The sequence below is a fragment of the Pseudomonas alcaligenes genome, assembly GCF_041729615.1.
Taxonomy (GTDB): Bacteria; Pseudomonadota; Gammaproteobacteria; order Pseudomonadales; family Pseudomonadaceae; genus Aquipseudomonas; species Aquipseudomonas alcaligenes_B.
This window is the reverse complement of record NZ_CP154874.1, coordinates 2,956,472-2,974,939: the sequence shown is the minus strand read 5'-3', so window position 1 is coordinate 2,974,939 and position 18,468 is coordinate 2,956,472. Positions and strand designations below refer to the sequence as shown.

Below are 18,468 nucleotides of genomic sequence, written 5' to 3'. Positions count from 1 at the left end.
AAAAGCCCCGCGGATGCGGGGCTTTTTTCATTGCAGCTGCCGTCACTCCTGGCCGTCGCGGTCGCGGAAGCCGAGCAGGTAGAGAATTCCGTCCAAGCCCAGAGTGGAAATCGCCTGCTTGGCCGACTGCTTGACCAGCGGCTTGGCGCGGAAGGCCACGCCGAGACCGGCCAGGCCGAGCATCGGCAGGTCGTTGGCGCCGTCGCCCACGGCGATGGTCTGCTCCAGGCGCAGGCCTTCCTTATCGGCCAACTCGCGCAGCAGGTCGGCCTTGCGCTGGGCATCGACGATCGGCTCCACAGCCTGGCCGGTGACCTTGCCATCGACGACCTGCAGCTCGTTGGCGAACACGTAGTCGATTCCCAGCTTGGCCTGTAGCTGCCTGGCGAAATAGGTGAAGCCGCCGGAGAGGATGGCGGTTTTATAACCCAGGCGCTTGAGTTCGGCGAACAGCACCTCGGCGCCCTCGGTCAGGCGCAGCGAGGCGCCGATTTCCTCCAGCACATCCTCGGACAGCCCCTGCAGCAGCGCCAGGCGCTCCTTGAAGCTGGCGCGGAAGTCCAGCTCGCCACGCATGGCGCGCTCGGTAATCTCGGACACCTGCTCGCCGACACCGTGAGCCTTGGCCAGCTCGTCGATGACCTCGGCCTCGATCAGCGTGGAGTCCATGTCGAACACTGCCAGGCGACGATTGCGACGGAACACCGAGTCGCGCTGGAAGGCGATGTCGACGTTGAGCTCCTGGGCCACGCTGAGGAACTCGGCACGCAGCGCGGCGGCATCGGCCGGCTCGCCGCGCACGGAGAACTCGATGCAACCCTTGCCCTGATCGGCCGGCATGTCCAGCGGCATGCGTCCGGACAGACGGTCGATATGATCGATATTGAGCCCGTACTTGGCGGTAATCGAGCTGACCCGCTGCAGCTGTTCGGCCGTGACCTTGCGCGTCAGCAGGGTGACGATGTAGCGCGGCTTACCCTGGCCACCGACCCACTGCTGGTAATCATCTTCCGACACGGGGGTGAAACGCACCTGCTGGTCCAGCTTATAGGCGGTGAACAGCACATCCTTGAGCACCGACGAGGCCTGCTCGGTGTCCGGTATCTCGACCAGGATGCCGAACGACAGGGTGTCGTGGATCACCGCCTGGCCGATGTCGAGGATGTTCACCCCGCCCTGCGCCAGCACGCCGGTGATGGCCGCGGTCAGGCCCGGGCGATCTTCCCCGGTGATGTTGATCAGGACGATTTCGCGCAAGGCTTCACTCCAGGCGTACAAAAGGGTCGGCGAAAAGGCGCACATTCTAACCGTTTTCAACCTTGGCAGGGCACGGGCGGCGCTTTGCCCGCCTGGGGGTGCTGGTTATACTGCGCGGCAATTCCATTCGAGAAGAGCCGCGCTCTGTGAACCGGCCCGCCCAGGTCAAGCCCGACAATTTCTTCCTGTTGCTGTTCAATGCCCTGCGCCAGCGCCGCGTGCCGCTCGCCCTGCGCATCGCCAGCCACAGCCTGCTGCTGGTCGCCCTGGCCCTGGTGATCTACGCCTGGGTCATGGGCATGCAGTTCAAGCAGGCCATGCAGCAGCAGGCCGACGCCCTCGGCCAGAGCCTGACCGTGCAGACCGCCGCCTCGGCCACCGAACTGCTGGTGTCCAACGACATCCTCAGCCTCAACGTCCTGCTCAGCAACCTGGCGAAGAACCCCTTGGTGGCCCACGCGGCCATCTACAGCGTGGACAACCGCATCCTCGCCGAAGCCGGCTCGCGCCCGACCCAGAGCATCCTCGGCGAGACCGAGGGCCTCTACTCCACCCCCATCACCTTTCAGGAAGTGATCGCCGGCCAGCTGCGCATCAGCCTGGACATGCAGCAGTTCCAGCAGCCGATGACCATCAGCCTGCAGAGCATGGGCCTGCTCAGCCTGATCCTGCTGGCCCTGGCCCTGTCGCTCAGCCTGCGCCTGGGCCGACACATATCCACCCCGCTGCTGCAGCTGCGTGTCTGGCTGCGCGACCCGGACGACCCCGCCCCCGGCGCCGGTCGCCAGGACGAGATCGGCGATCTGGCGCGCCAGCTGCAGGCGCGCCTGGTGCCGGAAAAGCCGGAGCCCGAGCCGCACCACTACGCCGAACTGGATGACGAAGACCACTTCGTCGACGAGCAGGCTGAGCGCGAACCCGACTTCGACATGCCGGACCTGCGCGCCGACGTCGACTACGCCGAAGAACTCGCCCCGCCTGCATCGCGCCCTGCGACCGTCGCCCAGCATGACGAAGACGATCCCTTCGCCGACCTGCGCGACCTGCAGGCCGAGATGCCGGAACCGGAATTCGCGCCCCCCCCGGCAGCCGCCGCGCCCCATGAGCCGCAACAGTGCATCAGCAGTGCCGTACTGGCCATCCAGCTGGGCGCCCAGGAACAGCTGCGCCATCTACCGCGCGCACGCCTGCTGGAACTGCTGCAAAGCTATCGCGACTGCCTGGAGCAGGCTGCGGCGCTGTACCAGGGCAAGCTGTTCACCCTCAACGACGGCAGCAGCCTGATGCTGTTCAGCAGCGAGCACAGTGGCGAGGACTACCTGACCCACGCCCTGTGCTGTGGCGAGCTGATGCGCGCCCTCGGCCACGCCCTGCAGATCGAGGTGGCCGACAGCGGCATCACCCTGCAGCTGCAGCTGGGCCTGACCCGTAGTGACGAAGAGATCAGCCCGAGCCAGGCCGAGCTGCTGCTCAGCGAGGCAGCCCAGGACGCCCTGGCCCTGGCCCAGCACAGCCGCAACCTGCTGCTGGTGCAGCGCAGCGTTGCCGATGATCCGCTGCTGCGCCAGCGTGCGCGCATTCGCGCCATCGCCAGCCCGGAGGGTGCCAGCTGCGTCGAGCGCCTGCTCGACCCCTACCCCTCCCTGCTGGAGCGCCAGTTGGCGCGCATGCACGAACACTCGTGACCACCCTGATCAGCCACCCGCTGCCGATCCTGGCACTGGGCCTGGCCCTCGGCCCGCGCGTCATCCCCCCACGCCTGCTGCTCGCCGGCCTGCTGTGCAGCCTGCTGCCGGACGCCGACATGCTGGCCTTCAAGTTCGGCATCGCCTACGCCGATGCCTTCGGCCACCGCGGCTTCAGTCATTCGCTGCTGTTTGCCGGCCTCGTCGGGATGCTTGCCGCGCTGAGCTGCCGCCTGCTGGGCTGCGGACCGCTCAGGGCCTTCATCTGGCTGGCCCTGGCCACCGTCTCGCACAGCCTGCTGGATGCCGCCACCGATGGCGGCCTCGGCGTGGCCTGGTTGTGGCCGTGGAGCGAGCAGCGTTTCTTCCTGCCCTGGCGACCGATCGAGGTCTCGCCCTTCATCCAGGGCTTCTTCAGCGCACGCGGCCTGGAGGTGCTGCTCTCCGAGGCACGCTGGGTGTGGCTACCGTGCCTGGCCCTGGGGCTCGGCGGCATCGCCCTGCGCGGCCTCTACACTCGACTCAGCAAGCGCTCCAGCCCGGCCAGCAGGCGCGCCAGCGCGCCCTGATTGGCACGCAGCACGCCCAGCCCGGCCTCCGCCCGCCGCGCCGCCTCGGTCGGGTTGGCGAACAGCTGGCGCAAGGCCGCATGCAACTGCCCGGCATCCGCCACCTCCAGCAGGTCGCCGGCCTCGCGCAGCTGGGCGGCGATCTCCAGGAAGTTGAACAGGTGCGGGCCGGCCAGCAGCGGCTTGCCCAGCGCCGCCGGCTCCAGCAGGTTGTGTCCGCCATTGGCGACCAGGCTGCCGCCGACGAAGGCCAGGTCGGCCAGCGCATAGAGGAACAGCAGCTCGCCCAGGGTATCGCCGACCAGCACCTGCACATCCGCCGCCAGCGCCTCGCCGGTGGAGCGACGCAGCGTGGTGAAGCCCTCGCGCCGACACAGCTCGAACACCTGAGTGAAACGCTCCGGGTGGCGCGGCACCAGAATCAGCAGCGCATCCGGCCGCTCGGCGAGCAGCTGGCGGTGAGCCGCCAGGATCACCTCATCCTCGCCGGCATGGGTGCTGGCGGCGATCCACAGCGGCCGCTGCGCCGCACCCCAGGCCTCACGCAGCTCGGCGGCGCGATGCGGTAGCTCGGGATCGACGCTGAGGTCGAACTTGATCGAACCGGTCACCTCGACCCGCTCGGGTCGCGCGCCCAGCTGGCGGAAGCGTTCGGCCTCGGCGGCGGTCTGCACGGCGATCAGCGACAGCTCGGCGAGCATCGGCGCGGTCAACCGGGAGAAGCGCGCATAGCCACGCGCCGAGCGCTCGGACAGACGCGCATTGGCCAGCGCGACGGGAATACCACGCCGATGACAGGCGTGGATATGGTTGGGCCACAGCTCGGTCTCCATGATCACCGCCAGGCGCGGCTGCAGGCGACCGAGGAAACGCGCGCAGGCCCAGGGCAGATCGTAGGGCAGGTAGCAGTGCTGGATGCGTGAACCGAACAGCGCCTGGATGCGCTCGGAACCGGTCGGCGTCATGCAGGTGACGGTGATCGGTAGCTCGGGATGGCGCGCCAGCAGCTCGCGGATCAGCGGCGCGGCGGCGATGCTCTCGCCCAGGGAGACCGCATGGATCCAGATGCCGCCGGTTCTGAAGGCCGGCAGGCCGATGGCGAAGCGTTCGCCGGTGCGCTTGCCGTAGGCCGGCGCACGCCAGGCCCGCCACATCAGGCGCAGGAAGATGAACGGCAGGGCCAGGTGCAGGATCAGGGTATAGAGGGTTCTGTTCATGGGCGCGCAGCTTAGCAGGCCACCGGCGATCTACCTACGCTGCCACCGCTACGCCTCGCCAGGGCTTGGCAGCGGCCCACGGCCAGGGCGGCATGCCAAAATACGCGCCGAGCCCCCGGAGAATGCCCATGAGCGGATACCTGTACCTGGCCATCGCCATCGTCGCCGAAGTGATCGCCACCACCGCGCTGAAGGCCGCGGAGGGCCTGAGCAAGCCGCTGCCGCTGGCCCTGGTGGTGATCGGCTACGGCATCGCCTTCTGGATGCTCAGCCTGGTGATGAAGAGCATCCCGGTGGGCGTCACCTACGCCATCTGGTCGGGCCTTGGCATCGTGCTGATCAGCATTGCCAGCCTGCTGCTGTACGACCAGAAGCTCGACCTGGCGGCCCTGCTCGGCATCGCCCTGATCATCGCCGGGGTGCTGGTGATCCAGCTGTTCTCCGGCAGCAGCGGCCACTGAGCCGGTATACTGCGCGCCTGATTCATAGCGAGCTCCGGCATGTCCCAGTCTCTCAGCACCGATATCCTGATCGTCGGCGGCGGTGTCGCCGGCCTCTGGCTCAACGCCCGCCTGCGCCGGCTCGGCTATTCCACCCTGCTGGTGGAACGCGCCAGCCTCGGCGGCGGGCAGAGCCTGAAGTCCCAGGGCATCATCCATGGCGGCGCCAAGTACGCCCTGCACGGTGCGCTGACCGGCGCCTCCGAGGCCATCGCCGACATGCCGCGGCGCTGGCGCGAGGCGCTGGCCGGCCAGGGCGAGCTGGATCTGTCCGGCGTACGCCTGCTGTCCGAGGCCCACTACCTGTGGTCGCCGGGCAGCCTGGCCGGCAACCTGACCAGCTTCTTCGCCAGCAAGGCGGTGCGCGGGCGGGTCGACCAGGTCAAGGGCGAGCAGCTGCCCCCGGCCCTGCAGCACCCGAAATTCAAGGGTAAGGTCTATCGCCTGGCCGAACTGGTGCTCGACGTGCCCAGTCTGATCGCGCGCCTGGCCACGCTCGCCGGCGACAGCCTGCTGGCCGGCCGCGAGATCACGCCGCTGCGCGCGGGCGACGAACTGCTCGGCCTGTGCGTCGACGGCCGCGAGATCCGCGCCAGCCGCGTGGTACTGAGTGCCGGCCAGGGCAACGCCGAGCTGCTCGCCAGCCTTGGCCTGGAGCAGCCCCGGCAGCAGCTGCGCCCGCTGCACATGGTGCTGGTCAAGGGCCGCGGCCTGAAGCCGCTGTATGCCCACTGCCTGGGCGGCGGGCCCAAGCCGCGCATCACCGTGACCAGCCACCCGGCCGCCGACGGCCAGTGGGTCTGGTACCTCGGCGGCGACATCGCCGAGGCCGACGGCGTGGCCCGCGACGAAGCGGCACAGATCGCCGCGGCGCAGCAGGAGGTGCGCCAGCTGCTGCCCTGGATCGACCTCGCCGATGCGCGCTGGGCCACCCTGCGCGTGGACCGCGCCGAGCCGGCGCAGTCCGGCCTGGTGCGCCCGGACAACGCCTTCCTGGCCGACCAGGGCCGCCTGCTGGTCGGCTGGCCGACCAAGCTGGCCCTGTCGCCGGACTTCGCCGACCGGGTCATCGCCGCACTTGAGCGCGACGGCATCGTCCCCGGCAGCCACGCAGCGCTGCCCGAACTGCCGCGCCCGCCGCAGGCCCAACCGGTGTGGGAGGAGCTGCTGCCATGAGCCTGCACGACCTGTACCGGCCGCTGGGCGACAGCGGCCTGATCGTCTCGCCGCTGGGCCTGGGCACCGTCAAGCTGGGCCGCGACCAGGGGGTGAAGTACCCCAGCGGCTTCAGCATCCCCGATGACGCCGCCGCCCGCGCCCTGCTCCACCAGGCCCGCGAACTGGGCATCAACCTGATCGACACGGCGCCGGCCTATGGTGTCAGCGAGCAGCGCCTCGGCCCGCTGCTGCGCGGCCAGCGCGAAGACTGGGTGATCGTCAGCAAGGTCGGCGAGGAATTCGAAAACGGCCAGTCGCGCTTCGACTTCTCACCCAAGCACACCCGCCTGTCGGTGGAGCGCAGCCTCCAGCGCCTGGAGACCGACCGCATCGAACTGGTGCTGGTGCACTCGGACGGCAACGACGTCGCCATCCTGCGTGACAGCGGCGTGTACGAGACCCTCGCCGAGCTCAAGCGCGAGGGCAAGATCCGCGCCTTCGGCCTGTCCGGCAAGACCGTCGAGGGCGGCCTGCTGGCCTTGGAGCGCGGCGACTGTGCCATGGTCACCTACAACCTGGCCGAACAGGGCGAAAGGCCGGTGCTCGACCATGCCGCCGCCCATCACAAGGGCATCCTGGTGAAGAAAGCGCTGGCCAGCGGCCATGCGGTGCTGACCGGGCAGGACCCGCTGCGCGCCAGCTTCGAGCTGGTGTTCGGCCATCCCGGCGTGACCGCCGCCATCGTCGGCACCATCAACCCGCAACATCTGGCGGCAAACGCTGCCACCGCCGCCGCGGTGATCCGCGGCTAAACTGCAAGGCTCACGCGGCGCACCGGCGCCGCACCGCCCCCGCGAGGAGCCGAGATGTCGAGACTGCTGGCCCGCAAGGCCCCGGGAACCTTCAAGACCCTGCCGCTGTATGTCGAAGCTACGGCGGAAGGCCTGAACTACCGTGCCCTAGGCCTGCCCCTGAACTTCGCGCAGATGCTGGAACGCCGCCGCCCGGTGCAGGCCGCCGACTGCCAGCGCTTCGCCCTGGAGCTGGCCAACCTCGGTGTCTCGGTGCGCCTGACCCTGGCCTGGCAGGGTCGCGACTACTGGGTGCTGGTACGCCAGCGCCGGCCCGATCGCGGCGATACCGTGCTCAAGCTGATCTCCGGCTATGTGCCGGCCCACGAACTCAATCTGCCGCTGCTCACCGCCATCGCCGAGGTGGCCGAGGAATGCCTGATCGAATGCGCCGGCGGCTGGCTGGGCGGGCGCTACGCCGATACCTGGCTGCCGACGCCCTACCCGCTGCGCTACCGCGAGGACTGTCACTTCCGCCTCGGCCCGCTGTCCGGGGCGGCCCGGCCGGTGCAATGCGGCAATCTGATGCTGATGGAGCGGCCGCGCGCCTATGTGCACCTGCCGACCGCCTCGCTGCAGCTGGTCTATGACCTACGCCTGGAACTGCCCAGGGAATGCCGCGCGCCCAGCCTGTTCCATGTCGACGAGCGCCTGGAAGACGGCGAACTGGTGGCACGCCTGGAGCGCCGTCGTCCGGACCTCTACCTGCTGCCGCTGCATGACGGCCGGCCCGGTAGCGAACTGTTCAGCCTTCGCCGTGGCGAACTCCTTCCCGCCAGCACCCGCGGGCTGTGGCTCTCCGAAGGCTTCGCCGAGCAGGATGGCTGGCTGGTGCGCGACGAGCGCATCCGCTGGAAGGACTGGCAGGCGAACCTGCGCCGCGAGGAACACGCACCGGGTCGCCGCACGGGTTGACCCGGCCGAGCCTCACTTGCTGCGGATCTTCTCGACGATAGCGGTGGTCGAGCTGTTCTCCACCAGGCCCAGCACGCGCACCTCGCCACCGTAGGCGCGGACGATCTCGGCGCCGACCACCTGGTCGATGCCGTAGTCGCCACCCTTGACCAGCACGTCGGGCCTGACCTGGCGCAGCAGGTTCTCCGGGGTGTCCTCGGCGAAGCTCACCACCCAGTCCACCGCACCAAGGCCGGCGAGCACGGCCATGCGCCGGTCCACCGCGTTGATCGGCCGGCCCGGGCCCTTGAGGCGCGCCACCGAGGCGTCGTCGTTGACCGCCAGCACCAGGCGGTCGCCCTGGGCGCGGGCCTGCTCCAGGTAGGTCACGTGGCCGGCATGCAGGATGTCGAAGCAGCCGTTGGTGAAGACGATCTTCTCGCCATGGGCGCGGGCATCCTCCAGCGCCAGCAGCAACTGGTCGACGCTGACCACGCCGCGCTCGGAACCTTCCTCGCGCTGCACCGCGCGGCGCAACTCGGGGGCACTGATGGCGGCGGTGCCCAGCTTGCCGACGACGATGCCGGCGGCCAGGTTGGCCAGGGCCACGGCCTGCGGCAGCTCCTCGCCGGCGGCGATGGAGGCGGCCAGGGTGGAAATCACCGTGTCGCCGGCACCGGTCACGTCGAATACCTCGCGGGCGCGCGCCGGCAGGTGCAACGCAGGCTGCTCGGGGCGCAGCAGGGTCATGCCATGCTCGCCGCGGGTCACCAGCAGGGCGTCCAGCTCCAGCTCGGCCATCAGCGCATTGCCCTTGGCCACCAGCTCGGCCTCGTCCCGGCAGTGTCCGACTATGGCCTCGAACTCGCTGAGATTGGGGGTGATCAGGCTGGCGCCGCGGTAGATGGAGAAGTCCTTGCCCTTGGGGTCGGCCAGCACCGCGATACCGCGGGCGCGGGCCAGCTGGATCAGTGCCTGGTGGTTCTGCAGCGCCCCCTTGCCATAGTCGGACAGCACCAGCACCTTGACCCCGTCCAGCAGGCGCGCGACATCCTCGGCCAGGGCCGCGGCGTCGGTATTGAAGGGCTCCTCGAAGTCCATGCGCAGCAGCTGCTGGTGGCGGCTCATGACGCGCAGCTTGACGATGGTCGGCTGCTCGTCGATGCGCTGGAAGTGCGCCTCGACCCCGGCCGCGTGCAGGCTGTCGGCCAGGCTGTGGGCCGCCTCGTCGCGCCCGGTGACGCCGACCAGCAGGGCCGGCGCGCCGAGGGCGGCGATGTTCAGCGCGACGTTGGCGGCACCGCCCGGGCGATCCTCGATCTGCTCGACCTTGACCACCGGCACCGGTGCCTCGGGGGAGATGCGCGAGGTGCCGCCATGCCAGTAACGGTCGAGCATGACATCGCCCACCACCAGGACGGACGCTTGATCGTAACGGGGCATGGACAGCTTCATGGGGACTCCGGGGCGGAAAAATCGGGGCGGATCATAGCATGGCGAGGCTGCGCGGCTGGGGCTCACTCGCCCAGCGGCCGCACCCAGAACAGCTCGTGGCGGCGCACCGCCTTGCGCATGAACTCGTCCTCGCCGGTGGCCGGCCAGCGGCGACCGGCGAGCAGGCGCTGGATCAGGCGGCGCAGGCGCTTCTTGGTCGGCAGCGGCAGCTGCAGGTCATGCTGCATGGCCAGGGCCATGGCCTTGTCCAGCTGCACCTCGGCCGGCAAGCAGGGACTCCACAGCAGATCGGCCGGCAGCGTGGTGAGCGCTGGCGGCAGGGCGATGCCATGGCCAACCGGGCCCATCGGCCAGCGGTCGTTGTCGTGCAGGTGGTTGGCGTAGAGCAGCAGGGTCTGCGGCTGCCAGGCGCTGAGCTGGATCGCCTCCAGCAGCGCGCGGGTAGCGGCGACATGGTCGCTGTGCGGGTCCAGCTCGGGGTGCGGGGTGACCAGCACCTCGGGACGGAAGTGCTCGAGCAGAGCAGCCAGGTCGGCGACCAGGTTGCTCCAGCTCGGTACGCCGTCGGCATCGCCCGGCAGCGCCAGCGGGTTGTGCCGGCGCACACCGCGCACGTCGCAATCGCCGGATTCGCGCGAGGCGAAGGGCTGCTGCGGCGCCTCGGCCATCGCCGGCAGCTGCAGGCAGTAGTAGCCAAGCTGCACGCAACGGTTCTGCGGCACGCCGCCCCAGAGCGGGATGGCCAGGCTGTCCCAGGCGCGCAGGCGGCCCTTGAGGCGGGCCGCCTCGGCCAGGCTCAGGCCCAGGCGCTGGTAGTGCTCGGCCTCGATCTCGCCCTGGGTCAGGGTGACGATGCTGGCCTCCTGGCAGCGGCTGTAGAGGCCGAAGGCCGCCAGCTCGGCGTCGTCGGCATGCGGCGCCATCACCATCAGGCGGCGCGCGGCGTAGTCCGGATTGCGCATCGCATAGAGGCGCCCCTCCCCGACCAGGCGACAGAAGCGCCCACGCAGCAGCAGTTCGCCACGGCGCAGCGCCTCGCCCTGGCCGGACAGGTTGAGGTAGCGCAGGCCGGCCACGCCACGCTCGAAGTCCTGCCGATCGGCGCCGATCCACAGCTGCGGGTCGAGCAGGCGCCCCAGCCAGCTGGCCTCGATGCGCCAGGCGAGGATCAGGGTGTCGGCCTCGCCGATCTCGCCCTCCACCCGCAGGTGCCCGTCCTGCAGGCGCGCCGGCAGGCAGGGCGTGCCCTCGGGGAAGTCGTAGCGATAGTCGTCGCGCGGCGAGTAGAACAGGTGGTCGGCGAACCAGGCCTCGTGGGCGATCCAGCCCAGCAGCAGGAGCAGCGGCACCCACCACCAGGCGCCGAAGATGCCGAGCAGCGCCAACAGCAGCAGGCCCGCCAGCAGGGCCAGGCGCTTGTGGCGGCGATGACGTTTGAGCAGCTGTTGCTTGCGACCCTGCATCTTCACACCTGGTAGACGGGCACCCGATGGCACCAGCGATCCTTGTACTCGCGATCGGCGCGGCCGAAGGAATAGCGTAGCGGCTTGCCGAGCGCGCGTGCCTCGGCCCAGGCGTTCTGCGTATTGATGAAGCTGAGCACGCTGCCGGGGCTGAACTCGCGCTGCTGCGGGTCGACCCCGCCGTTGATGTACTCCAGGCTGACCCAGCGCGGCGCCTCGACCCGGTACAGCACCTGGATGGCCACCGGCTCGTCGTTCAGGTAGATCAGCGAGCCGGTCATGAACTCGCGCAGACGCTCGAACACCTCGGCCAGGTGGGCGGCGCCGGTGGCCGCGAAGCCCCAGCGGCGCTGGAACAGCTCGGCATAGATACGCGCCTGCTCCTCGGCCGTCAGCTCCAGCATCGGCCGGATCACCCCGCCCGCCTCTTCCAGCAGGCGCTGCTCGCGGCGCTGGTTATAGCGGAACTTCTTGCTGTAGTCCTCGGGCTCGCGGGCCAGGGCCAGGCCTTCCGGCTGCTCGCGCAGGGTGCTGATCTGCTCAGCATTGAGCGCCGAGACGTAGCGCATGCGGTGCTGCACCGGCACGCGCACGCCATGGGCCAGTGGCAGGATGATCTCGGCATTGCCCAGGTCGAACAGGCCGCGCTTGCCCTGCTTCTTCAGCACGTCCTTGGCCAGGGCGATATGCCGGCCCCAGGTGGGCATGGCGCCCTGCAGCTGGCCGTCGGCGATCCAGCCCAGGTAGCGCACCGGGATGCCGGCCAGGTCCGCCAGGCGCGCCACCACCTGCGGGTGGGTGGCGACGCTGCCGCCGAAATTGGCCCAGGCATCGGCGTAGTCGGCCGCCTCGATGGGCGTCCAGCCGCGTTCGCGCCAGAAGCGCAGGTGACTGAGCATCAGGCGTCCTGCTCCAGCGCTTGCGGCAGCTCGTCGCCTTCCTCGAACTGCCTGGCATGCAGGCGGGCGTAGTAGCCGTTCTGCGCCAGCAGCTCGGCGTGGGTGCCGCGCTCGACGATCTCACCCTGGTCCATCACCAGAATCAGGTCGGCCTTCTCGATGGTGCTCAGGCGGTGGGCGATGACCAGGGTGGTACGCCCCTTCATCACCTCGTCCAGGGCCGCCTGGATGTGCCGCTCGGACTCGGTATCCAGCGCCGAGGTGGCCTCGTCGAGGATCAGCAGCGGCGCGTTCTTCAGCAGCGCGCGGGCGATGGCCAGGCGCTGGCGCTGGCCACCGGAGAGCAGCACGCCGTTCTCGCCGACCAGGGTGTCGTAGCCTTGCGCCATCTTCTCGATGAACTCGGCGGCGAAGGCCGCCTCGGCGGCACGCTTGACGTCGTCCAGCGGCGCACCGGCGAGGTCGCCGTAGGCGATGTTGTTGGTCACCGTGTCGTTGAACAGGGTGACGTGCTGGGTGACCAGGGCGATGTGCTGGCGCAGGTTGCGCAGCCGGTAGTCCTCGACGTCCAGACCGTCGAGCAGGATCTGCCCCTGCTCGTGGTGGTAGAAGCGCGGGATCAGGCTGGCCAGGGTCGATTTGCCGCTGCCGGAGCGGCCGACCAGAGCGATCATCTGACCCGGCTCGGCAACGAAGGAAATGTCCCTGAGCACGGCCTTCTCCGCGCCCGGATACTGGAAGCTCAGGTTACGCACTTCCAGGCGCCCGAGGACGCGCTCGCGCTCCTGGGTGCCATGGTCAACCTCGGGGGTTTCGTCGAGCTGCTCGAAGATGCTCTCGGCGCCGGCCACGCCCTTCTGGATGGTGGAACTGACCTCGGACAGCTGGCGAATCGGCTTGGGCAGCAGGCCGGCCAGGGTGATATAGGCCACCAGGTCGCCGGTCGAGGCATCGCCGCGTAGCAGTAGCACCAGGAACATCAGCACGGCCATGGCGCTGAAGATCACCAGCTGCAGGCTGGGGGTGTACACCGCATTGGTCTTGACCATGCGCAGCTGCTTGTTCTTGTTGTCCTCGGCAGCTCTGAAGAAGCGCTCGCGCTCGTAGTCCTCGCCGCCGAAGCTGCGTACCACGCGGTAGCCCTGGATGGTTTCCGAGGCGACATGGGTGACGTCACCCATGGCCACCTGGATCTTCTTGCTCTGCTTGCGGAACTTCTTGCTGGCGCTACTGACCATCAGCCCGATGATCGGCAGGATGGCCAACATCACCAGGGTCAGCTTCCAGTTCATCCACAGCAGGCTGGCGAACAGGAAGACCACCGTCATACCCTCGCGCACCACCACCTTGATCGCATCGGTAGCAGCCCCCGTGACCATGGTCACGTTGTAGGTGATGCGCGAGATCAGGTGCCCGGAGTTGTGGTTGTCGAAGTAGCGATTGGGCAGGGTCAGCAGATTGTTGAACAGCGCGGTACGCAGGTCCTGCACCAGCCCCAGGGAGACCCGCGCCAGGTAGTAGTTGCCCAGAAAGGAGCCAACCCCCTGCCACAGGGCGATCAGCACGATCAGCAGCGGTACGGCCTGCAACAGCGGCAACTGGGCAAGCCAGGGCGCATGCTCGAGCAGCCAGGGCACCTCGGAAAACAGTCCGGCGTTGGGATTGTTCAGACCGTCGACGAAATACTTGAGCATGTAGCCGAGCATCGGCTGGGTCGAGGCGAAGATCAGGAAGCCGAGGATACTGATGGCAAACAGCCCCCAGTACGGCACCACGTATTTCAGCAACCGCAGATAAACCTTCAGGCTGGATTGCTGGGTAGAATTGGCCATTCGGCAAGCCCCGTACGACTGGCTAGAGAGACAAGATGCGGATTGTAACAGCGAACGAATTACAAGACTGGCTGCGCCAGGGCGATGTGCTGGAAAAAGACAGCCATGGCCCCAAGGTGATTCGCCTGCCGAACGGCGAGCTGTTGAAGATCTTCCGCAGCCGGCGCAACCCGCTGCTAGCCCGCCTGCGCCCCGATGCCCGCCGCTTCGCCGAACGCGCCGAACGCCTGCAGAGGCTGGGCATCGCAACGCCGAGCATCCGCGAGTGCGCCTGGATCGACCGGGACAAGGCGGTCAGCGCCTGCCTGTACGAGCCACTGGCCGGCCTACCACTGGACAAGCTGTTCCGCGACGCGCGCAGCGAGTTCGACGGCCTGCTGCCGGCACTGGCCGCCTATATCCTCAAGCTGCATCGCCTGGGTATCTACTTCCGCTCGCTGCACCTGGGCAACATCCTGCGCACCCCGGACGGCGACTTCGGCCTGATCGACTTCCTCGACCTGCGCTTCAAGCGCCGTCCACTGGGGCGCATGCTGGTACGACGCAACTTCGCCCATCTGCAGGGCTACCTGCAGCGGCGCAAGATCGAAGGCTTCCCCTGGGCAGAGCTGATGCGCTGCTACGACGAGGCGAGCAGCTCGTCCAGCTGATCCAGGCTCAGGCGCGGCACCAGGCTGGCCGGCAGGCGACTGGTCTGCGACAGACCGAATACGCGGAAGTGCGGACCGACTACGCGCTGCGCCACCAGCTCGAAACTGGGCAGGATGTAGTCGTCGTAGTCCTCGTCGAGCCGGCTGGGCAGCGCCGCATCGCCCTGTTCGTAGAAGCGGCCAGGCTGGGTACCTGTCCCCATGTCCACGCCGACCAGCACTACGTTGCGAAAGCCCAGGTGATAACCGAGCTGCAGGGCCGCATAGGGAATGGTGCGCCCACCGAAGTACCCCTTGGCCAGGTTGCGACTGAAACCGATGCGGTTGGGCTTCTGCCGCCACAGGGAGAAACGGCACTCCTGGTCGGGATCCTTGCGCACGCTCCAGGCATAACCGCGATCCGACAGCTCCTCGCCGTCCAGCGGGCGGTTGCTGCGCTGCATCAGGTACACCGAGCGCCCCTCGATGGTCTCGGGCGCCGCCTCCAGCAGTACCTCCAACGCCCCCGCCCCCAGCGCCGCATACTGCGCCAGCTCGATGCCCTGCCGCACCAGCGGCAGACGCAGGCGCACGAAACCACGGTCGTCACAGAGGTAGAACAGCGGCCGGATGCCCGCCTCGGCGAAACGCACGATGGAGCCGTTCATCGCCATCATCGGTACATGCCGGTAGCGCTCGATGGGAAAGTCCGCCGCCGAGGGCCCCGAGGCCAACGCGATCAGGGTGCCCGAGTAGCGCCCACGGCAGGCCTCGAAGGGGCGCCCGGAATCCCAGAGTTCGCGCAGACGACGCTCGATCGACATGCTTGCCACCATGCCTAGCCCTCCTGCCGGCCTGTGTCTTGCCGCTGCTGGGCTATCCAGGCCATACACAGGAACAGTGGCAGCCACAGACAGAACCACTCCTCCCGGGGTTTGACCCAGGGACCAACACCATCGGTGAACAGGGCCAGCATGGCAAAGCACAGCAAGGCGCAGAGCATGCGCCCCTGCGCCGAATCGCGCGCCTGCCAGGCCGTCACCAGGGCCAGCGCCAGCAGGGCCAACCAACCCGCCAGCCCCACCAGGCCCAGTGTTACCGCGATATGCAGATAGAGATTGTGCGCATGCTCATAGGACTGCTGGAGCGCTTCGACCGGCAGACTGTAGGGTGTACCGAAGCCCAGCCCCAGCCAGGGACTGGCCTCGATCTTGAGCAACGCCTGCGCCATCAGCTCAGGCCGGTAGGAGAAGCCTCGCTGCAGCACCAGCTCGGGAAAGCTCCAGAGCAGCAGCGCGACAACCACGACGCAGGCCAGGCTCAACAGCCATTGCCAACGCTGGCCAGACCAGAGTGGCGACACCAGCAGTACCAGCAGTGCGGCGAGCCAGGGCCCTTTCGACTGACTCAGGAGCAGGAAGGCGACATACCCTAGCACCCCGCCCCACCAGAGCCCCCCCTGCAGCATCTGCGGCAGATGGCGCCGCAGGTACAGCAGCAGAATGCCCATGGCACAGAACAGCTGGGCACCGAGAATAGGGTGGTTGACCAGGGCAGTACCGACAGCACGCTCGGAAAAGTGACGCCCCTGCACCCCATAGAACATCAGCAGGCTAACCCAGGCCAGAAGCCCCACCAACAGCGCGGCATAGGCCAGAGTACGCCAGAACAGCCCAGGAGCGAGGCATGCCAGAGCCATCAGCGCATTGGCGGCCAGCAACACATAGAGGAATATTTTCAGTTCCTTGGGCGCCACGGGCACGCCCGCCCAGGTCACGGAAAGCGCCGACCAGGATGCGAGCAGCAGCAATACGGCGCTCATCGGCTGCCACCAGGCACGCGCGACCCGCGGGGTGACTAACAGGGCCAACAGACCCGGCAGCCACAGCAGCAGGATCACGCCCTGCTGGTACAGCTTGCTGGTCGGCAGTAGCAACATGCCGGCCAACCACCATAGCAGGCCGAGTGCCAGCCACCTGTCCAGCCCCCAGTTCTTGCGCACGCCTGACTGCATCACTCCATACGCCCTTCAGAATGCCGCGTAGCGGATACGATTCCACAGGCGCCGCAGCGCCTTGCGGGTCTTGAACTCGGGCTTGCGCACTACCGCCTCGATATCGCTCATGTCCAGCAGGCGCTGGTACGCCAGGACAGGATCGAGCAGGAAGCTGCGCACTTGCGGATGCAAACGCTCGGAGTAGTACCAGTCGATCGGCAGGCCGGACTCCTCGGCCTCGTCGAGGATGCGCTGGTACAACCGCTCATGCACCAGATAGGCATGACCGAGACGGATACGCCCGGCATCCTTGAGATTCGCCGAGAAGCGCTGCAGGCGCCCGCCCTTCTTGTAGGTGCCGCCCAGGTAGAGCATGTCCCAGTCCTGCCCCTGCAGTTGCCGGGCCACGCGCCGCAGCACCGGCAAGGTGTAGGGCTCGAACTCGCAGTCATCCTCGAGGATCAGCACATGCGGCCAGCCACTGGCCTGCGCCAGGCGGATGATGCCCAGGTGGCTCTGGGTGCAACCCCAGGTCGAACGCAGCTTGGCCGCCAGGCGTTCGCTGTCGCCGTCGACCCGCAGCAGGAACTCGCGCAACCCGGCCAGCTGCGGCTGCTCGACTATGTCCGCCGGCGGCCGCACGGCGGCGAAACGCTGGATATCGCCAGTAACGCCGAGACGCTCGAACTGCGCCTGCATGGCGGCCCAACGGTCGGCACGCGAATCCAGGTTGATGACCCGCACATGCTCGAAGAAAGGCCAGGTCACTGCTGCTCGGGCCAAGGTCCACTCCTAAGATCCGCTGGGTGGGCATCAAGGGTGCATTGCCGGATGCTGCCCGGCAATGGCTGTTGGTGACGCAGCGCCTGCAGCGCCTCCAGGGTGCTGGCCAGCCCGGCCGCCCCCTGCGCCAGATGGAACTCGGCGAAGGCCCGTGACTGCCCGAGCGCCTGCGCGAAATCGGCCTCGACGTCCTGCAGGCGTCGCTCGAGCTCGTCCTCGCTACGGATGACCGCGCCGAAGAAACGCTGCTGCTGGAAGATGTCCGGCTGCCCGCCGAGGTCGACGCAGAGCACCGGCCGCCCGGCCAGGGCCGCCTCGATCACCGCGTTGGACAGGATGTTCACCACCACCGAGGCACGCGCCAACGCCGCCGCCAGGCTGCAATCGGCGGCCAGCAGCTCGATATTGCCGGCACGGCTCGCGGCTTCCTGCCAGAACGGGGCCTGGCTGCGCGGATGACGCTTGACCAGAACCCGGTACTCGGGATGCCGGCACGCCCAGTCGGCCAGCAGGCGGTAGGTCTGCTGATAGGCAGGCTCTTTCTCCTTGTCCGGCCCGACCCCGAGGATCAGCAAGGTGCGCGTTGCCAGGTCCGGCGCCGGCATCAGGTAGCTGTCGTCGATCATGTGCGAGCCGACCAGCACCGCGGTCGAACAGCCGAAGCGCAGCTCACGCGCCTGCAGGGCTTCCAGCGAGCTCTGGCCGAACAGGAAGTAGTAGTCGTAGTCGTTCATGCCCAGGCGGCGCGAGCCTTCCACCGTGGTGGCGTGGGCCAGGTGCACCAGCCGGCTGCCGCGGGCATTAAGCGCCAGGCGCAGGAACGGCGCATACAGGCTGCCATTGCGGTCGTTGAGCAGGACCCGTGGCTGATGGTGCTCGACCAGCCACTCGGCGTAGGCGGCAATGCCGAAGTAGCGGGTCGGTACTGAATGGGGCGGACGCTGGAGCAGGCGCTCACGCAGGATGGCCTTGGGCGCCTGCAGCGCGGTCTCCACCAGGTTGTCGCCGCAGTCGCGCAGGCCCTCGATCAGCAGTTTCTTGCGCTGGAAGGCGATGACTTTCGGCGCCGACTGCAGCAGCAGGAAATCGCAGGGCTCGGCAGTGACCGACTCGGCCAGGCGGGACTTGGCGCGCACGCCGAACCACCAGTCGCCCAGCGCCTCGCGGGCAAAGCGCAGGGCGCTGCCGAGCAGGCCGTGGCGCTCGCGCAGCAGCAGCCAGCGGTAGCGGTCCAGGGCGCGGGCCTTGGCGGCCCAGGGGTTGGCGACGGCATCCTGCAT

At 68.3% G+C, this 18,468-nt stretch carries 17 protein-coding genes; 7 read left to right on the top strand and 10 right to left on the bottom strand.

Annotation, left to right across the window (positions count from 1 at the left end; genetic code table 11):
- Window positions 1–42 precede the first annotated feature (42 nt).
- Window positions 43–1,257, bottom strand: coding sequence for a phosphoserine phosphatase SerB (gene serB, locus AAG092_RS14330; protein WP_373387199.1), 1,215 nt, complete (start codon window positions 1,255–1,257; stop codon window positions 43–45).
- A 146-nt stretch (window positions 1,258–1,403) separates the two neighbouring features.
- On the opposite strand from serB, the gene AAG092_RS14325 reads away from it, so the two are divergent.
- Both AAG092_RS14325 and AAG092_RS14320 read left to right on the top strand, forming a co-directional pair.
- Entirely contained in the window at window positions 1,404–2,942 is a 1,539-nt protein-coding gene (locus AAG092_RS14325) for a histidine kinase (protein ID WP_373387198.1), read from the top strand.
- Window positions 2,939–3,511, top strand: a complete 573-nt coding sequence (locus AAG092_RS14320; RefSeq protein WP_373387197.1) for a metal-dependent hydrolase — start codon at window positions 2,939–2,941, stop codon at window positions 3,509–3,511. The genes AAG092_RS14325 and AAG092_RS14320 overlap by 4 nt, the downstream gene beginning before the upstream one ends.
- Here the strand turns inward: AAG092_RS14320 and waaA are convergent.
- Complete coding sequence (gene waaA, locus AAG092_RS14315; RefSeq protein ID WP_373387196.1) at window positions 3,454–4,728, bottom strand: lipid IV(A) 3-deoxy-D-manno-octulosonic acid transferase; 1,275 nt, start codon at window positions 4,726–4,728, stop codon at window positions 3,454–3,456. The genes AAG092_RS14320 and waaA overlap by 58 nt on opposite strands.
- A gap of 128 nt (window positions 4,729–4,856) precedes the next feature.
- Here waaA and AAG092_RS14310 point away from each other — a divergent pair, with 128 nt between their 5' ends.
- From AAG092_RS14310 to AAG092_RS14295, 4 genes are read left to right on the top strand one after another with little or no spacing between them, the layout of a single operon-like run.
- Window positions 4,857–5,189: a multidrug efflux SMR transporter gene (locus AAG092_RS14310; RefSeq protein WP_373387195.1), complete on the top strand. Its 333-nt coding sequence runs from the start codon at window positions 4,857–4,859 to the stop codon at window positions 5,187–5,189.
- A gap of 39 nt (window positions 5,190–5,228) precedes the next feature.
- Window positions 5,229–6,404 carry an NAD(P)/FAD-dependent oxidoreductase gene (locus AAG092_RS14305; protein ID WP_373387194.1) on the top strand — a complete coding sequence of 392 codons (1,176 nt, stop codon included), beginning with the start codon at window positions 5,229–5,231 and terminating at the stop codon, window positions 6,402–6,404.
- Window positions 6,401–7,198 carry an aldo/keto reductase gene (locus tag AAG092_RS14300; protein ID WP_373387193.1) on the top strand — a complete coding sequence of 266 codons (798 nt, stop codon included), beginning with the start codon at window positions 6,401–6,403 and terminating at the stop codon, window positions 7,196–7,198. The genes AAG092_RS14305 and AAG092_RS14300 overlap by 4 nt, the downstream gene beginning before the upstream one ends.
- A gap of 54 nt (window positions 7,199–7,252) precedes the next feature.
- Entirely contained in the window at window positions 7,253–8,152 is a 900-nt protein-coding gene (locus AAG092_RS14295; protein WP_373387192.1) for a metal ABC transporter ATPase, read from the top strand.
- Window positions 8,153–8,164: 12 nt separating this feature from the next.
- Here the strand turns inward: AAG092_RS14295 and hldE are convergent, their stop codons facing one another.
- The 4 genes from hldE to msbA all read right to left on the bottom strand — a co-directional run bounded on the left by hldE (window position 8,165) and on the right by msbA (window position 13,780).
- Window positions 8,165–9,586, bottom strand: a complete 1,422-nt coding sequence (gene hldE / locus AAG092_RS14290; RefSeq protein ID WP_373387191.1) for a bifunctional D-glycero-beta-D-manno-heptose-7-phosphate kinase/D-glycero-beta-D-manno-heptose 1-phosphate adenylyltransferase HldE — start codon at window positions 9,584–9,586, stop codon at window positions 8,165–8,167.
- Window positions 9,587–9,648: 62 nt separating this feature from the next.
- The gene (locus AAG092_RS14285) at window positions 9,649–11,049 is read right to left on the bottom strand and encodes a PIG-L deacetylase family protein (RefSeq protein WP_373387190.1); all 1,401 of its coding nucleotides are present in this window, start codon (window positions 11,047–11,049) and stop codon (window positions 9,649–9,651) included.
- Between the two features lie 2 nt (window positions 11,050–11,051).
- Complete coding sequence (locus AAG092_RS14280) at window positions 11,052–11,948, bottom strand: GNAT family N-acetyltransferase (protein WP_373387189.1); 897 nt, start codon at window positions 11,946–11,948, stop codon at window positions 11,052–11,054.
- Entirely contained in the window at window positions 11,948–13,780 is a 1,833-nt protein-coding gene (msbA, locus tag AAG092_RS14275) for a lipid A export permease/ATP-binding protein MsbA (protein ID WP_373387188.1), read from the bottom strand. Before msbA ends, AAG092_RS14280 begins: the two co-directional genes overlap by 1 nt.
- A 35-nt stretch (window positions 13,781–13,815) precedes the next feature.
- Between msbA and AAG092_RS14270 the strand changes: the two genes are divergently transcribed.
- Window positions 13,816–14,430, top strand: coding sequence for a toluene tolerance protein (locus tag AAG092_RS14270; protein WP_373387187.1), 615 nt, complete (start codon window positions 13,816–13,818; stop codon window positions 14,428–14,430).
- On the opposite strand, the gene AAG092_RS14265 is transcribed toward AAG092_RS14270, so the two are convergent.
- Genes AAG092_RS14265 through AAG092_RS14250 form a run of 4 tightly spaced genes read right to left on the bottom strand, consistent with a single transcriptional unit; the run spans window position 14,400 to window position 18,468 of the window.
- Window positions 14,400–15,233, bottom strand: a complete 834-nt coding sequence (locus AAG092_RS14265) for a lipopolysaccharide core biosynthesis protein (RefSeq protein ID WP_373387186.1) — start codon at window positions 15,231–15,233, stop codon at window positions 14,400–14,402. The genes AAG092_RS14270 and AAG092_RS14265 overlap by 31 nt on opposite strands.
- A 14-nt stretch (window positions 15,234–15,247) precedes the next feature.
- Entirely contained in the window at window positions 15,248–16,411 is a 1,164-nt protein-coding gene (locus AAG092_RS14260) for an O-antigen ligase family protein (RefSeq protein WP_373387185.1), read from the bottom strand.
- A 27-nt stretch (window positions 16,412–16,438) separates the two neighbouring features.
- A complete protein-coding gene (locus tag AAG092_RS14255; RefSeq protein WP_373387184.1) occupies window positions 16,439–17,173 on the bottom strand; it encodes a glycosyltransferase family 25 protein in 735 nt (244 codons plus the stop codon).
- Window positions 17,170–18,468, bottom strand: coding sequence for a capsule biosynthesis protein (locus AAG092_RS14250; RefSeq protein ID WP_373387183.1), 1,299 nt, complete (start codon window positions 18,466–18,468; stop codon window positions 17,170–17,172). Before AAG092_RS14250 ends, AAG092_RS14255 begins: the two co-directional genes overlap by 4 nt.

Bases quoted from the DNA above. Each gene is read 5' to 3' on its own strand.
- AAG092_RS14285 (WP_373387190.1), bottom strand. From the start codon at position 11,049: ATGCAGGGTCGCAAGCAACAGCTGCTCAAACGTCATCGCCGCCACAAG.
- AAG092_RS14305 (WP_373387194.1), top strand. From the start codon at position 5,229: ATGTCCCAGTCTCTCAGCACCGATATCCTGATCGTCGGCGGCGGTGTC.
- AAG092_RS14295 (WP_373387192.1), top strand. From the start codon at position 7,253: ATGTCGAGACTGCTGGCCCGCAAGGCCCCGGGAACCTTCAAGACCCTG.
- AAG092_RS14270 (WP_373387187.1), top strand. From the start codon at position 13,816: ATGCGGATTGTAACAGCGAACGAATTACAAGACTGGCTGCGCCAGGGC.
- hldE (WP_373387191.1), bottom strand. From the start codon at position 9,586: ATGAAGCTGTCCATGCCCCGTTACGATCAAGCGTCCGTCCTGGTGGTG.
- waaA (WP_373387196.1), bottom strand. From the start codon at position 4,728: ATGAACAGAACCCTCTATACCCTGATCCTGCACCTGGCCCTGCCGTTC.
- AAG092_RS14265 (WP_373387186.1), bottom strand. From the start codon at position 15,233: ATGTCGATCGAGCGTCGTCTGCGCGAACTCTGGGATTCCGGGCGCCCC.
- AAG092_RS14250 (WP_373387183.1), bottom strand. From the start codon at position 18,468: ATGCAGGATGCCGTCGCCAACCCCTGGGCCGCCAAGGCCCGCGCCCTG.
- msbA (WP_373387188.1), bottom strand. From the start codon at position 13,780: ATGGCCAATTCTACCCAGCAATCCAGCCTGAAGGTTTATCTGCGGTTG.
- AAG092_RS14280 (WP_373387189.1), bottom strand. From the start codon at position 11,948: ATGCTCAGTCACCTGCGCTTCTGGCGCGAACGCGGCTGGACGCCCATC.
- AAG092_RS14300 (WP_373387193.1), top strand. From the start codon at position 6,401: ATGAGCCTGCACGACCTGTACCGGCCGCTGGGCGACAGCGGCCTGATC.
- AAG092_RS14310 (WP_373387195.1), top strand. From the start codon at position 4,857: ATGAGCGGATACCTGTACCTGGCCATCGCCATCGTCGCCGAAGTGATC.